Annotated in this window: 14 protein-coding genes and 1 pseudogene; 11 read left to right on the forward strand and 4 right to left on the reverse strand. The window is 57.8% G+C overall.

The genetic code is table 11. The features are described from left to right. Window positions 1-45: 45 nt before the first annotated feature. From ACYQ47_RS18815 to ACYQ47_RS18835, 5 genes are all read left to right on the forward strand, one after another. Window positions 46-3843: a chemotaxis protein CheB gene (locus ACYQ47_RS18815; protein WP_459906408.1), complete on the forward strand. Its 3798-nt coding sequence runs from the start codon at window positions 46-48 to the stop codon at window positions 3841-3843. A gap of 441 nt (window positions 3844-4284) precedes the next feature. Beyond that, window positions 4285-4851, forward strand: a complete 567-nt coding sequence (locus ACYQ47_RS18820) for a carboxymuconolactone decarboxylase family protein (RefSeq protein ID WP_459906409.1) — start codon at window positions 4285-4287, stop codon at window positions 4849-4851. A 128-nt stretch (window positions 4852-4979) separates the two neighbouring features. Then, a complete protein-coding gene (locus tag ACYQ47_RS18825; protein ID WP_459906410.1) occupies window positions 4980-5105 on the forward strand; it encodes a hypothetical protein in 126 nt (41 codons plus the stop codon). A 39-nt stretch (window positions 5106-5144) separates the two neighbouring features. Further along, window positions 5145-5816: a peroxiredoxin-like family protein gene (locus ACYQ47_RS18830; RefSeq protein ID WP_459906411.1), complete on the forward strand. Its 672-nt coding sequence runs from the start codon at window positions 5145-5147 to the stop codon at window positions 5814-5816. A gap of 88 nt (window positions 5817-5904) precedes the next feature. Next, window positions 5905-6621 (forward strand): SDR family oxidoreductase, encoded by a 717-nt coding sequence (locus tag ACYQ47_RS18835; protein ID WP_459906412.1) that lies wholly within the window; start codon window positions 5905-5907, stop codon window positions 6619-6621. Here the strand turns inward: ACYQ47_RS18835 and ACYQ47_RS18840 are convergent. Together ACYQ47_RS18840 and ACYQ47_RS18845 are read right to left on the reverse strand one after the other, a co-directional pair. Next, window positions 6598-7530 carry a LysR family transcriptional regulator gene (locus ACYQ47_RS18840; protein WP_459906413.1) on the reverse strand — a complete coding sequence of 311 codons (933 nt, stop codon included), beginning with the start codon at window positions 7528-7530 and terminating at the stop codon, window positions 6598-6600. The genes ACYQ47_RS18835 and ACYQ47_RS18840 overlap by 24 nt on opposite strands. Before the next feature lie 211 nt (window positions 7531-7741). Beyond that, window positions 7742-8857: an alkene reductase gene (locus ACYQ47_RS18845; RefSeq protein ID WP_459906414.1), complete on the reverse strand. Its 1116-nt coding sequence runs from the start codon at window positions 8855-8857 to the stop codon at window positions 7742-7744. Window positions 8858-9044: 187 nt separating this feature from the next. On the opposite strand from ACYQ47_RS18845, the gene ACYQ47_RS18850 reads away from it, so the two are divergent. From ACYQ47_RS18850 to ACYQ47_RS18875, 6 genes are all read left to right on the forward strand, one after another. Then, window positions 9045-9734: a glutathione S-transferase family protein gene (locus tag ACYQ47_RS18850; RefSeq protein WP_459906415.1), complete on the forward strand. Its 690-nt coding sequence runs from the start codon at window positions 9045-9047 to the stop codon at window positions 9732-9734. A 343-nt stretch (window positions 9735-10077) separates the two neighbouring features. Continuing rightward, window positions 10078-10770: an SDR family NAD(P)-dependent oxidoreductase gene (locus ACYQ47_RS18855; RefSeq protein WP_459906416.1), complete on the forward strand. Its 693-nt coding sequence runs from the start codon at window positions 10078-10080 to the stop codon at window positions 10768-10770. A gap of 995 nt (window positions 10771-11765) precedes the next feature. Beyond that, the gene (locus tag ACYQ47_RS18860; RefSeq protein ID WP_459906417.1) at window positions 11766-12458 is read left to right on the forward strand and encodes an alpha/beta hydrolase family protein; all 693 of its coding nucleotides are present in this window, start codon (window positions 11766-11768) and stop codon (window positions 12456-12458) included. A gap of 567 nt (window positions 12459-13025) precedes the next feature. Further along, a complete protein-coding gene (locus tag ACYQ47_RS18865) occupies window positions 13026-13697 on the forward strand; it encodes a hypothetical protein (RefSeq protein WP_459906418.1) in 672 nt (223 codons plus the stop codon). After that, a complete protein-coding gene (locus tag ACYQ47_RS18870; protein WP_459906419.1) occupies window positions 13690-14424 on the forward strand; it encodes an RES family NAD+ phosphorylase in 735 nt (244 codons plus the stop codon). Before ACYQ47_RS18865 ends, ACYQ47_RS18870 begins: the two co-directional genes overlap by 8 nt. Window positions 14425-14480: 56 nt before the next feature. Then, entirely contained in the window at window positions 14481-14657 is a 177-nt protein-coding gene (locus ACYQ47_RS18875) for a hypothetical protein (RefSeq protein WP_459906421.1), read from the forward strand. A gap of 27 nt (window positions 14658-14684) precedes the next feature. On the opposite strand, the pseudogene ACYQ47_RS18880 reads toward ACYQ47_RS18875, so the two are convergent. After that, window positions 14685-14963 (reverse strand): annotated as a pseudogene (locus ACYQ47_RS18880) (HU family DNA-binding protein). 70 nt (window positions 14964-15033) lie between these two features. Next, a complete protein-coding gene (locus tag ACYQ47_RS18885) occupies window positions 15034-15303 on the reverse strand; it encodes a hypothetical protein (protein WP_459906422.1) in 270 nt (89 codons plus the stop codon). Between the last annotated feature and the right edge of the window lie 261 nt (window positions 15304-15564).

The raw sequence follows: 15564 nt of genomic DNA on the forward strand, positions 1-15564 counted from the left end.
TCGGCGGGTGCACGGAAAATTGGTGTTTTAACCTGAGGGTCTTGTATGACTAAACTTGCGATCGTCCCAGTTAAGGCGGAATCCCGGTCGTTTCCAATCGTCGGGATCGGCGCTTCTGCGGGTGGATTGCAGGCCGTCTCCGAGTTGATTTCAGAGTTTTCACCAGACTGCGCTCTTGCGTGTCTGGTTGTCATCCATCTCGATCCGGACCACGCGAGCTCGTTGGCTGAGATTCTGGCCCGGCATACATCACTGAAAGTTGTGCAAGCCGCCGATGCGTTGGCCATTGAGATGGGACACGTTTACGTGATTCCGCCGGCTGTCAGCATGTCGGTGAAAGATCGACGAATTCGACTTCGCCCGCGTGACAAGACCATGGGCCCTCCGATGCCCGTCGATGACCTACTTGATTCATTAGCGAAAGACCAGGGAACAAATGCAATCGGCGTCATTTTGTCCGGCACGGGATCCGACGGCGTGCTTGGTTTGCAATCGGTGCATAGCGAGGGCGGGATCACCCTTGCGCAGGACGAAGCAACCGCGGCATTCGCCAGCATGCCACGCCTAGCCGTGGCTCAGGGGTGCGTCGATCTTGTCCTCCCGCCTTTGCGTATTGGTCAAGAAATCTGCAGAATGGGCATGCATCCCCATCTCGCCCTTTTTCGATTAGAGCAAACTCCTCGTGCCACCGACCCCAGCGAAGAAAGCTTAAGGCCCATGTTCAGGATTTTGAGCAGCGCCTGCAAGGTCGATTTTAGTCACTACAAACGCGGCACCATTTATCGACGCCTATCACGACGCATGGCGCTTCACCGCCTGTCTAACATCGATGACTATGTAGCGTTACTTCGATCCGATCCATCAGAGCCGCTTGCCCTCGGCCGCGATCTGTTGATCCGCGTCACTGAATTTTTTCGAGATCCAGAAGCGTTCAATGCCTTGACGCAACGCGTGTTTCCACGTTTTTTTAATGATCCGCCAACGACTGGCCCAATCCGTATCTGGGTGCCCGGCTGTGCCAGCGGCGAAGAAGTGTATTCAATTGCGATCTGTATGTTCGAGTATCTCGGCGAACACGGTATTGATACGAAGTTCCAAGTTTTTGGTACGGATATCAGTGAGGACGCGCTGCACACGGCCCGTGCAGGCCGTTACATCGAAAATATCGCCCGAAACGTTTCGCCCGAACGGCTCGAGCGGTTTTTCGTTCGTGACGGCGATTACTACAAGGTCGAAAAATATGTCCGCGACGTCTGCACGTTTGCCCGTCACAACGTGGCTGTTGATCCGCCTTTCTCACGCATGGACTTGATCAGCTGCCGCAATCTCCTGATTTACCTCGATCCCGTGCTGCAAGGCAGCGTTATGCCGCTCTTTCACTATGCGCTTAACCCATCTGGCATTTTGATGTTGGGTCCTTCCGAGAGCGTGGGCTCGTTCTCTGCCCTCTTCGGAGTGATCGAAAGCAAGCGCACCAAGCTTTACAACAAGAGAGCCGGGACGGGTCAGTCTGCGGCTCGGTTGCTTTCGATGAAATCGCCCTCAGAAGTGATGCCCTTGCCAGGACGCGCAGTAGTGAACAAAGCGATTCCCACTCATGCTCAGCGGCTTGTCGCCCAAGCCGAAGCAAAAGTGGTGGCGCGCTACGCGCCTGCATTTGTGATCTGTGATGGGCAATTCAACATTGTCGAGTTCCGCGGCGACACCTCCCCATTCCTCGTCAATCCCGCCGGGCCTCCGAGCATAAGCCTGCAGCGCCTCGCCAAGCCCGAGATCTTTTTACCTATTAGCCAGGCTGTCAGGGAGTGCGACGCGAGCGGCTCGGTAACGCGCAAAACAGCCATCCGTTTAGCCTCTCTCAATGGCCCACGCGAAGCTAACCTTGAAGTGCATTTACTCCATTCAGATGAGGTCGACGGGCGCTGGTTTCTCATCTTTTTCGAGGATACGACGGCTCGCCCGACGCTTCTGCCTGCAATGGTTACAGGATCGATTAAGGATTCCGTATTGCGCATGTCGCAGCGCCTGGTCGGCCGTATCGGCTCTCGAAACCTGGCAAGAAAAGACGCGGAAATCGCACAGCTCACGGCGGAACTTGTAGCCGCACGCGAACAGATCCGTTCCATGCTGGAAGAGCATGAAAGTGCCCGTGAGGAACTTAGATCGAGCGAAGAAGAACTGCTATCCAGCAACGAAGAGTTCCAAAGTACAAATGAGGAACTCGAGACAACAAGGGCTGAGTTGCAGTCCATCAACGAGGAACTGTCGACCTCGAACGAAGAACTTCGCTATAGAAACGATGAACTGAAGGCGCTTCACGACTTGGCAAGTCGTGAGCGCGATTACGCCGATTCATTGCTTGAGACGATCTTTGACCCGTTACTGGTACTTGACTCCGACTTGCGCATCGTTCGAGCGAACGAAGCGTTCTATGAGACGTTTCAGACAGAGCCCGACTCGACGATTGGGGCTAGGCTGTTTTCACTGGGTAACGGGCAATGGAACAGTGAAGCGCTTAAAGCGTTGCTTGAAAAGATCCTGCCGGAGGCAAAGAGCGTCAGGAATTTTTCCCTGACGCACGAGTTTCCGGTCTTAGGCAAACGCACCATGCGTTTGAACGCAACAAGTGTCGATTTTCCGGCACGTGCACTGGTGCTGCTTACCGTCAATGATGTGACCGATCAAAACGAAACGCTCGATCAATTGCAAGCGGCAGATCAGAACAAGGACGAGTTTTTAGCCATGCTCGCCCATGAGCTTCGAAATCCACTGGCTTCCATTCGAAACAGCTTGGACATATGGGAACGTGGTACCGCTGAGCCCGCCATCGAACAAAAAGCACGCGCAATCGCCCAACGTCAACTGGAGCATGAAGTCGGCTTGGTCGATGATCTTCTCGACGTATCTCGTATCACGCGCGGTGTCATTAAGCTTAAACAGATGCGCATCGATGTCGTCGATCTCGCACGACATGCCATCGATGCAATGAAACCCGAGATCGAACGGCATCAACACACGATTGTTGTTTCTGTGCCTGATCAGCCTCTGTTCATTGAGGGTGATCCATTACGCATTGAGCAGATCGTGATGAATCTGGTGGGCAATGCTGTCAAATACACCCCTTCACATGGCCTCATCAAGGTAACGCTGGTTAGAGAAGAACGCGAAGCAGTACTCAAGGTATCAGACAATGGTATCGGAATGAGTGCAGCGCTGCTTCCTACTATTTTCACGATTTTTGTTCAGGCCGACTTGTCCCTTGATAGGAAACCGGCGGGGCTAGGCATTGGTCTGGCGTTAGTTAGACGCCTGGCGGAGCTGCACAACGGAACCGTGCAGGCTTTTAGCGAAGGCATCGATAAAGGAAGTGAGTTTGTGGTTCGCTTGCCGGCGCTGCTGGAAGACATGCAATATGCAACGGAGCACACTGCGGTCAACGCGGCGATGGTCGAGAACACGCCAAGAAAAATTTTGGTGGTAGACGATAATGTTGACGCGGCAGAAAGCACTGCGATGTTCTTACGGCTTGATCAGCACAATGTGCGGCTGGCGGTAGATGGTCTGTCTGCGTTGGCAATCGCACAAGAGTTTGAACCGGAGGTCGTACTGCTGGACATTGGTTTGCCGGACATTGACGGCTACGAGGTCGCAAAGCGCATGCGCGCGTCACCCAAACATGCCAGCACTGTGTTGATTGCCCTAAGCGGCTATGGACAAGAAGAGCATCTTCAGCGCTCCCGACTGTCCGGATTTGATCACCATCTAGTTAAACCGACTGACCTCAAGTTACTGAACGCATTGATTCGTCGCCAACATGGCGACGCTGCAGGCGATCTGATCTAGAAGCTGTCGAAATCCGTCGACTGTTCATTTGTGGCCGAATGCTGGCGGGTGCCCATCGGATTAGATCATTAGATCGGAGAGGACCAGCCGTTCGAGTGACCGCTGCAAAAGCACAAGCGAACGGCAGAAACTGGACCGCCTGCTGCCCGACGGATCTGGCACATCTCGACCCTCAGCAGCCAATGGCTCAGTCGCGAGTTGTGCGTCCGCTTCGAAGTGGAAGCGGCCCGTCCCTTGCCAATGCCGACGATCGAAGGCGGTCGACCGAGCCCTGAATGATTCTTCCTGGTGGGTGGACCGTCACCGTTTTTCGGGCAACCCGTCTCGACGCCCCCGTCGCGTTATGCCTCACAGGAATGACTGTTATCGACCGCGCCTGCCTTCTCCGAAGAAGCGCTCACTCTCATCATTTGCTCACCGTCAACCAACCGGAGCAATACGATGACCAACTTCCCGACCTACTCGATCGAAAACGCACCGGCCGGCTCGAAGGCCGTTCTCGAAAACACGAAGCGCGCATTTGGCTTCGTTCCCAATCTTCAGGCGCATATGGCGGAGTCGCCCGCGCTGCTGGCCGGTTACTCGGCGCTGTGGGACCTTTTCTCGAAAAGCACGCTGACACCGCACGAACAGCAGGTGGTGTATCTAACCTCGAACTTCGAGAACAACTGCCACTACTGCATGGCTGGTCACAGCACGCTCGCAAAGATGATCAAGATGGATGCGGGTGCGATCGCTGCACTGCGCGCCGGCACGCCGCTGCCCGATGCAAAACTCGAAGCGCTGCATCGCTTTACGACGCTCGTGGTGCGTGAGCGGGGCTTCGTCCCGGACGCCGATGTGGACGCGTTTCTTGTCGCCGGCTATACCCGTCAGAACGTCCTTGAAGTGATCTTGGGCGTGGCGACGAAGGTGATGAGCAACTACACAAATCACATCGTCCACACCGAACTCGACGGCTTCATGGCCGGTAATGAGTGGACCAAACCAGTCGCTGCTGCGGCATAAGCCCTCCAAGGGAGCCCTGACGGCTACCGTCCAACCCTTCCAGTAGGCTCGCCGAGAAACCGCCATGTCCACGTTCGACCGCCATCGCCGCGACGATCACAAAGCAGCCGCCGCTCACCACCAAATACATGCGCATTGGCCTGACTCAACGCCTGCGTCGCGTGATCGACAAGGGCATCGGCTACGGCCTCGCGCTCGAAGGCATCACCGCAGCCGAAGTGGCGCGCATCGCAGCAGCACAGAACGCAGCCTGAATTTATTCATTCGTTTAATCCTTTCAACGGAGAACACTCATGTCACTGCAAGACAAACTCGACGCATTCCGGGCCGACTTCAAAGCGGGTAAGCCGCCCTTTAACGCACCGCCGGAGATTCATCCGGTGATGGAACGCGCTACAGCAGAACTGATTGCGAGTGGGCAAGCTGGCCGCGCAATCAAGGCTGGCGACCGCGCACCGCATTTCAACCTCAAGGATCAGGATGGCAATGACGTGTCGTCTGCGGCTCTGTTGGTGAAGGCACCGCTAGTGGTGACGTTCTATCGCGGCGTGTGGTGCCCGTATTGCAACATTGAATTGCAGGCGATCAATGAAGTGCTGCCGCAGATTCAGGCCTATGGCGCGAAGGTCGTGGCGATTTCTCCGCAGACGCCAGTCAACAACCGCAAGTCCGTGCGTACCAACGAACTCGGCTTTCCCGTGCTGAGCGACGTGAACGGTCAAACCGGCGCCGACTTCGGCCTGCGCTTTGCGTTGCCCGACTATCTGGTCGAGTTGTACAAGAACCTGAAGAATGACCTGCCCGCGTTCAATAACGACCCGAGCTGGACCCTGCCGATGCCGGCGCGTTACGTCATTGGACAGGATGGCACCGTGCTGTATTCGGAGGTCAACCCGGACTACACGCGTCGTCCAGACCCGTCGGACATGTTCCCGGTTCTGGAAAAAGCGACGGCCAAGGCGTAAGCCTCAACGCCCAGCGCCAAGCGACAGCCTTGCCGGGCTGGAGAACCCGGTGCGGCTCTTCATCCTTCTGATTCAAAGAGAACATTAGATGACACAACGTACATTTCTCATAACCGGCGCGACCAAAGGCATTGGCCTCGCGTTGACAGAACAACTGATTGCCGACGGCCACCACGTGGTGGGGATGGCGCGTGAAGCAAGCGATTTTCCGGGCGAACTGGTCCGCGTCGATCTAGCCGACCGCGCAACAACTGGTGCGGTCCTCAATGACCTCTTGCGACGTCACGCGTTCGACGGCGTAGTGAACAACGTCGCGTTAGTCAGGCCGCAGCGTCTCGGGGCCGTCGCGCTAAACGATCTCGATGACGTTCTCGCACTAAATCTTCACCCGGCCGTCCAAACGGTTCAGGCGCTGCTTCCCGGCATGCAAGAACGCGGCTGGGGACGCGTCGTGAACATTTCCAGCCTGACGATTCTCGGCATGACGCAACGCACGGCGTATGCAGCGGCGAAAGCGGCGCTGGTAAGCTTTGCGCGTTCGTGGGCGCTGGAACTGGCAGGCACGGGCATCACGGTGAATGCCGTCGCACCGGGTCCGACCGAGACCGCGCTGTTTCGCGCGAACAACCCGCCCGGAAGCGAGGGCGAGAAACGCTATTTGTCTGCAATACCGATGAGTCGCTTCGGCCAGCCTCATGAGATCGCCGCGACGATCGCGTTTCTGCTTTCGGATGCGGCCGCCTTCATGACCGGTCAGACGCTCTACGTCGACGGCGGTGCGTCAATCGGCAAGCTCGCTTTCTGAAGGCGCACGTCCGGCGTTGGCGCCTTCGGCCCCAAGTGAAGCTTCCACGAAAGCGACGAACGCCCGCGCCTTCGCACTCACCAGGCGTCCAGCCGGATACACTGCCCACAGGTCGATCGGGGGCAGTTCCCAGTCGGTCAGGACGGCTTGGATCGAGCCGTCGGCAAGTTCCGGCGAGAACATCCATTCCGACGCGATTGCCAGGCCCATTCCGTTCAGCACCATCGTACGCATGCCCTCGGCGGCGCTCACGCTGACACGCCCCGACACCACCACCGCCACTTCCTTGCCCTGCTGGCTGAACGCCCACGACTCGCCACCACCTCGCAACGAATACACGATCACCTGATGCTGGCTGAGCTCCGCAGGGGTCTTCGGCACACCTGCTTCGGCGAGATACGCAGGTGTGCCGACCAGCAGCCGACGACTTTGCGCAATGCGCCGTGCGGTCATCGTAGAATCATCGAGCGAGCCCATGCGCAGCGCCACGTCTACGCCTTTTTCGAGCAGGTCAATGGTGCGATCGTCCAGCACGATATCGATCTGCAAGTTAGGGTGCCGGTTCATAAACATCTTCAGTGCCGGAAGGATATGCAGCCGCGCAAAGGTCACGGCTGCACTGATGCGCAACACACCAGAAAGCCCGGTCGATGCGTCGCGCGCGACATGCTCGGCGAGGTCCACTTCTTCGATCGCGCGCCTTGCGTGCTCGTAAAAGCGCTGGCCTGCATCGGTAGGCGTCAGGCCGCGGGTCGAGCGCAACAAAAGCCGCACGCCAAGTCGTTCCTCAAGCTGCGCGATCGACTTCGACACGGCCGGTTGCCCCAGCTTGAGCCGCTTGGCGGCCGCCGAGAACGAACCCGCCTCCACGACGCTGACAAACGTTTCCATTGCTGCCATGCGGTCCATGCCGTTGCTTCTCCTTGCGGACCGTGAAGTCCTTGTTGTGGCTGAGATGTATTCAGGCGAAAGTCTAGCGCGTCACAACATCCGGTCGATGGAAATTGCCGATGATCGGTCTCTGTCATCTGTCTCCGGTTCACGAAAGCAATCCGCAAATACAAGCGGCCCCGCCGCAGACGATCCTGCAGCGGGCCAGTTTGCGATGCGTGCAGTCCGGTTAGGCAACCGGCGCGGGGCTATGGAAGGAATAATCGGTGTAACCGCGTGCGTTGCCGCCGTAGAACGTCGAGCGGTCGTAATGGTTCAACGGTGCCCCGATGCGCAGCCGCTCAGGCAGATCTGGATTGGAGACAAACAGGCGCCCGAATGCGACAAGATCGGCGTCGCCTGTTTCGATCATGCGATGCGCGCTGTCCGCAGTAAAGCCGCCTGCCGCGATGAGTGTGCCCTTGTACACGCCTCGCAGGTCTTTTGCCGAAACCGCGGTCGCCGCTGCCGCGACGTCATCGTTACCGCGCACTCGCGGCTCAACGACATGCAGATACGCCAGCCCATAGCCGTCCAGACGCCGCGCGACGTACCCGAACGTGGCATGCGGATCGCTATCGGACATCGTGCCATACGAGCTCCCCGGCGACAGGCGCACTGCAATCTGGTCGGCATGCCACACCGAAGCGATTGCGTCGAACACCTCGAACAGAAAGCGCGCCCGGCGTTCAAGCGAACCACCATACGCATCCGTACGGTGGTTCGAGCCGTCCTGCAGAAACTGGTCGGGCAGATAACCGTTAGCAGCATGCAATTCGACGCCATCGAAACCGGCCCGCTTCGCAAGCGTCGCGGCGCGACGAAATTCTTCGATAACGCCAGCAATCTCTTCAAGCGCGAGTGCGCGCGGGACGACCTGCTCGACCTCGATCACGCGCCCGTTTTTGTCTTGAATTGCCGAGTGTTCAAAAGCGCGCACGGCAGAAGGCGCGACCGGCAATACGCCGCCGATGTTGGCGGGATGCGCCTGTCGTCCCGCATGCCATAACTGCAGGAAGATACGTCCGCCTTTCGCATGGATGGCGTCAGTGACGCGTCTCCAGCCGCGCGCATGCGCGTCGGTATAAATGCCTGGTGCGCCGACATAGGCGAAACCGAGCGGAGACACGGACGTTGCATCAGAAATCAACAAGCCGCCCGCCGAAGCGCGCTGCGCGTAGTACTCGACCATCAGATCACCGGGGACGTTCTGCGCTTCGGTGCGCATCCGTGTGAGCGGCGCCATAACGACACGGTGACTGACCGGATAAGGGCCGACCTGAGTCTGCGTAAAAAGTGAGTTCATCGCGAGTGCCTGAAAAAGGGAGAAGACCTGTGGATCATCAATGCGAGCACGACTCCGCAGAAGACAGCAATGAGCGATAGCTGTCATTCCCGCGCGGAATAGCGAGAAGCATCTGATCCCGCGCACCATGAGCCATTCCTTGGGGGAATAGCGCTTATCACTCCGGTCGGACTTCACTGGAGATCGAATGCCGCGCACAGTTCGTCTCAGGCCAAGCCGATATCCCTCTCTGAAAGGATCACTTCCCATGTACCAAGTTCATGCATTCGCCACACCCAACTCCGTCAAGGTGCCGATTGCACTCGAAGAACTCGGACTCGACTACACGCTGCACGCCATCAACGTTCGAAAGGGCGAGCAGAAGAGCGATGCGTTTCTCGCATTGAATGCCAACGGAAAAGTGCCAGTGCTGACCACCGAAGACCGCGATTTTGTGCTGACCGAGTCTGCGGCCATTCTCGTTTTTCTCGCCGAAAAGCACGGCAAGCTTCTCTCGCGGGACCCTGTACGCCGAGCGCGCACATTTGAGCAACTGTTCGCTCACGCGTCTGGACTGAGTCCGGCCTTCGGACAGGCAGGTTACTTTCTCAACTTTGCACCGGAAGTGATGCCCCACGCCATCGAGCGCTTTTCCGGCGAGGCGAATCGTCAACTGAAACTGCTCGACACTATTCTTGCCGAACAGCCCTTCGTCGCGGGCGACGAATACTCCATCGCGGATATCGCCCACTTCGGATGGATATGGCGACGAGCCTTCCCAAACGTGACTCTGGACATGACGCCGCATGTACAACGCTGGTACGACCAGATGCTCGCACGGGCGGCGGTAACGAAAGCGATCGGCAAGCTCGAACTGCTTGCGAGAGAGAACGGTTGAACAGATGCGCGCCCGTGAGGCTTCGCAGCTTCAAGAAGCGCAATGTAGCGGGCAACTATCGCGGGTGATGGGAGCCATTCGAAAAGCTCCCGCCATCGGCGCGAACATCGGTTATTGGCCGTCCGCTCGCCGCCGGCACCCGAGTTTCCTCATGACAAAGAATTTAGGCGGCGGCGACCGGTCTGGTCATTACTCGCCGGCATATGTCTTATGACTCTCGGGCGATTGCACGCGGTGCGAGGTGCGCAACATACTTTCCGATAGTCACACCAAGGGCCGTAGCGGTTGCTTTAGGTCTTAAAAAATGTTGTCTCAACACTCTTATTGAAGGAGGAATCTATATATGACGAGCGCTAAAAAGGCTTTGATCATTGGTTCATCGCGTGGTCTTGGCCTCGCACTTGCCCAAGAGTGGCTTTCGCGAGACTGGAACGTCGTTGCTACGGTACGAAGTGGCAATACGCCGCTGCATCGCTTAGAACAGGCGTTTTCGGGGAAGATACGTATCGAGCAGATGGACGTTACCGATAGCTCTGAAATTGAAGCCCTCGCGAGCCGTCTGCCTGATCACGAATTTGATGTCCTGTATGTCAATGCCGGTGTCGCCCTTGGTCCAGAGGATCGAGCAGACGAGGTTACGACCGAGGACTTCAGCCGTTTGATGGTGACAAACGCGTTGAGTCCGATCCGCATCATTGAGCGGCTGTACGACAAGGTGAAAGAACAAGGAACGATAGCAATTATGTCCTCAAGTCTTGGTAGCGTGGCACTGAACGAAAGCGGTGGATGGGAAGTCTATCGCGCCAGCAAGGCGGCTTTGAATATGCTAATGCGCTCCTTTGCCGCGCGCCACGGGAGCGCTTTACAAAGCCTCGCGCTGGTCGATCCTGGATGGGTCCGGACGGAAATGGGCGGTGCCGATGCGACCTTGAGCATTGAGGAAAGCATCCCCGGAATAGTGAATCAGATAGCCGCGTCATCGGGCAAGGCAGGACTGCGTTACTACAACTACCGTGGCGAGACGCTTCCGTGGTAGTCCGTTTGCTGGCATGTTGTGGCTCGCCGACCTTTTACGCCAGATTAACGATAGGTGATGGCAGAGACAAGCGCGCATTTACCACCACCCGTTCTGTCCTCATTTAGCGGATCTGCGGATGCTCCGGAGCAAAGGCCAGGGCGCGTAATGGGTTCTGCAGACCTTCTCATGCAAAGGCTGGCCACCGCGACATCCCAGACTCCAGTCGCGTCTGTCACCGCCTTTTCGATAATGGCTTGTCGGCACGATCGCAGGCGAGCACAGATAATCCCTGAAATAAGCAAGCGGAGCCGGATGGACAGGACTGGATCCATGGCACGACAAAGTTCGCCATCCTGCTATAGCCCGTTCTACACGGGCGCGCAAGCATGCACGCGGGCGACGCCGCGCCTCACGGAGCAGTTAGGTGACGGCTTCGCTGCCGACGGAACCTGTCCTGTCAACGCCCCGCGCGACCATATTGCCCTTCGGGTTGTCGCGCTCGATTTACGTTCCGGCTGACCTTAGCAGCGCCAGGAACACACCTTCCTGTTGCGGAGGAGACGTGCCACGAAGGCTACACTTCCCCGAGCCATCGAGCGGCCGCCATCAGCAGGAAAGGAGCCATTCGAATGCCGACTTCGCGAGAGGGTCGACCGGCCGAAGATGGCCGTTTGCAGCGGGACAGACTAATCCAGAGAGCCGGAGAAATGTCCTGCCCTTCGAGAACTTCTTTTAACGCTGATTGCAGTGTCGTAACAAATCGCCGACAACGATGCAGGCGTGCTAATACGTCGATGTCTCAAAGCGCGGATCACTTTGCGGCTCGCAGGTCGGGGTTGCGGTCGTAAACCGACACCACGCGACTTCGGTGCCGTTCACGATGGGCACGCGCTCATCGTGAACGGCAAGGTCCAGCGGTGCAATAATACCTTGCCGAAGACCTCCACAAACGGTCTCCAACATCTCGTTGATGCAGAAACGGCGCGAGGCCACAACGATACGGCTTGAATGCGATGAACGACCCAGAATCGCTCTCCCTGGCACTGCCCGACGGCACTAGGGTCTCTACACTTCTCCAAGTGCCGGAGGACGCGCAAGCCTTGTATGTTTTCGCGCACGGCGCCGGGGCGGGCATGCTGCACGCCGGCATGTCGTCATTGGCCGACGCGCTTGCGGCAAACAATGTCGCCACATTGCGCTACCAGTTTCCGTACATGGAACGGGGCTCCAAGCGGGTAGACTCGCCGGCTGTGGCACATGCTGCCGTACAGGCAGCCGTCGCAGAAGCCCGTCGGCGGCTGCCTGCCCTGCCGCTCTTCGCCGGCGGCAGGTCGTTCGGTGGACGCATGACGTCTCAAGCCCAAGCCATCTCCCCGCTCGATGGCGCGCGTGGCCTTGCTTTTGTAGCATTCCCGCTGCACCCGGCGGGTGCGCCCGCTGTGGAGCGAGCACAGCACTTGGCGGACGTCACGGTCCCAACTCTCTTCCTGCAGGGCACGCGCGACAAGCTGGCTGAGCTTCACCTGCTGAAGTCGGTCGTCGAGACGCTGGGGCCACGCGCCACGCTGCACGTGGTGGAAGACGCAGATCACTCCTTCCACGTGCGCGCGTCTTCCGGCCGGACCGACTCGGAAGTTGTGGAAGAGCTGGCACGGACGATGTCTACGTGGTTCTTCGCCGAAGCAGAGGTCGTGCGCGTTACCTGAGCATGTGAGCAAGCGCCGGAATGCTTGGAACAAAGTCGAGATGGCGAGCCGGCGAACTCGACGTGCTGCGCGCGGCCGCTCAATCCCTGCGCTATCCGTAGACGTTCTGTCACATAGCCACGATGAGCGACGACTGTCGCGTCGGTGATGCTTTCCCAGTGCCGAGTGAATGGATTTGTCAGTTTCGCTTACGGTAATAGGCCCCCTGGATCGAGAAGGGCATCCGATTTGATTTGGCTGGCGCCGATTCGCGAGTGACCGCTTAAGGATGCAGCCGGAATCAAGCTACCCCGCTACGACAGTGCCCGCACGTATATATCTGCCGACGGGGCTCGGCTGCCGCGGTCGCTGGGCGGATTGCGAGGCTTTCTCTCCCGATCCGGTAGGCATGCGGGCGGACATAAATATAATCAGCGTTTCGAGGACCACTTAGTACATCGGCAATTCAGCGATCTAACGGCCTTCCTCGCGGCAACAGTAGTCGGCCGGTGCATCGTCGGTGACATGCACGATTATTTCGGATATCATTCAATACAATATTCTTCATAATCTATCCGGGAGCCTGCCATGCCTGCTCTTCATGAACCTGCGGAATTTGCCCCCATGGTCGGCACCCCTCAGGAGGTTCGAAGCTGGCTCGAGCAATACAAAGCCGAACAGGTCATCGTGGTGCCCCTAGCTCACGCGGGTATTCAGCAGGCGGTGATGCTCGCCCAAGCGCTTTCCACCGTTGTCTCCTTTCTTGGCGAGACGCTGAGCGAGCAAAACGAGCAGACGCTCAGGGCCTTGGTCAACGCCATCGTACCCAAGGCGCCTCCGACACCCACCCTGCTTAAAGAAGCAGCAATGCTCGCGCGTTCGCGCAAGGCCGTGCTGGAAGGGGCCGACTGGCTAACTGCAGCTAAGGTCACCGAACTCGCTGGTTTAAGCGCAACCAATCCCAGCACCCAGCCCAACAAGTGGAAGCGCGAGCGCCGAATCTTCGCGATTCACCACAATGGCATCGACTACTTTCCGGGTTACGGGCTCGATCCCGAGGCCGGGTGGCGGCCGCGTAAGGCCCTTAAACCCGTTTTGGATATGTTCGGCGAAAAAAAGGATAGTTGGGGGCTAGCCTACTGGTTCCTCTCGGCAAACAGCTTCTTGGCCGGCCGACGCCCTCAAGATGTGCTTGCGGTCGAACCGGCGCAGGTTCTCGCCGCCGCCCAGGACGAAGTGGAAGGCGTGTTGCATGGCTAAACCTCGCACTCCTTCGTCAGCGGCAGATATGGCCGCGTCTTCGGGCGATGGTGACGCTAGCAAGATCCAGTCGGATTCAACATCGGCGCCGACTCCAGCGCCGCCGGCGACCCTTCATGTCACGCCATGGACGCTGAACAGAAAGCAGGTGCTGCACCGGGTGCACTCCGGTCAGTACCAAGCTGGCGAATTCAATCCGGGTAAGAAAGGCAACGCGCGTTTCAGCCCGATCCGCGATAACAGAGGCAAGGCGATTCCGACCATCTACGCGGCGATCACGTTCGACGCAGCCGCAATGGAATCGGTGTTCCATGACGTCTCTCACGCGCCCGGCTATAAGAATTACGCTAAGGACAAGCTTGAGGGACAAGTGCATTCCAAAATACAGTCCCAACGCGACCTAAAGCTTGCCGACCTCAGCAGCGTCGCACTACGCAAACTCGGCGTGCAACGCAAGCAGTTGATCGACACAGAGAAGAATGAATACCCGAATACGCGTCTGTGGGCCGAGGCCATTCATGCAAAACACAAAGACATTCAAGGGCTCTCCTGGATTTCACGCCAGGACGACACAGCGCGCTCCGTGGTGCTGTTTGGTGATCGCGTTCCCACGGGGACGCTGCAGCAGGTCGGCAGCTCACGAAATCTATTGAGAGACGAACAGGCTTACGCGGAACTGTTGGACCTTGCAGACCGCATCGGCGTTGACATAACGCCAGGAAAGTAGAGCCAACGTCGCAGTTGCAAGATCTTTCTATGCCCTCTTCTTCTACCCGCAAAATCATGAGGCGAAAGCTGCCTCGCGGCACCATCGCACGCTACGGCGATCGCATCGTCGAAGTCTTGGGTGAAGCACGAGGGCAACGCGTGATGATCATATCGATTCATCCGGATGGCTCGGAGCGCCTGAGCGCTGTCAAGCTCACCAGTCTGCAACCGCTTGAGGGCCAGCTTTTCTGAGTGGCTCGATAACAACCGCGCGCGAAGTTACGACCGATTGACCGCATCCTTGAACGCTTTGCCCGCCGTAAATTTCACGGTCTTCGACGCAGCAATCTCCATCGCTTCGCCCGTTGCCGGATTGCGACCTGTTCGCGCGGCTCGCTCACCACGGCCAAACGTGCCGAACCCCACAAGCTGAACCCCATTTCCTGCCGCTACCTCCTTCGAGATCGTCTCCAACACAGCTCCGATTGCCTATTCCGCGGCGCTCTTGCTGATCCCAACTTCAGATGCGACTGCATCAACCAATTCTTGCTTGTTCATCCCTTCTCCCATTTCAATTGCCAAATACTTATCGCTACGGGCTGCGGAAAAGAAACCGCATTTACGTTGATCAGGTATCGGCCGCTTCCAGGTCGAATAAATCAGAAGTCGTAGCGTACTCGCCAACCAAGTTCGATAGTTCGCCATTCCGAATTTTGGCCAGTGTCTCGGGTGATTGCCAAATGTCTTCCATTGCGTCAATCCCCTCCTCGATCATGCGCTGCAGGAAAAACGACTGCTTCCGTCCCGATGCCTCGGCCAGCACTCGGAGGCGCTGCTCGATTACTGGGTCAATGCGAACCGCAACGACTCGCAACTTGTTCTCCGCCGATCTTCTCATCACCGTGCCTCGAATTGTTGACGCTGGCCTGTCAACTCGCCAGATCTTGCGCACCTGGTAGGTAGCGGATGCAGACAATGCACCGCACGATATATCCGTTTCGCCGCATTGCTAGTCGCTGCAGGACTGGCCGGAAGCAGCAATGGCACCGTGTTCAACGGTAAGCGAGCGTTGCCGCAGTAACTACGCCCCGATCGCAGTGCCTTCAGTCGGGACTAAAGTGATCTTCGCGCGGACTCGAGCACCGCAAGCTTACCTTCG

It is taken from the genome of Caballeronia sp. HLA56 (assembly GCF_054655155.1).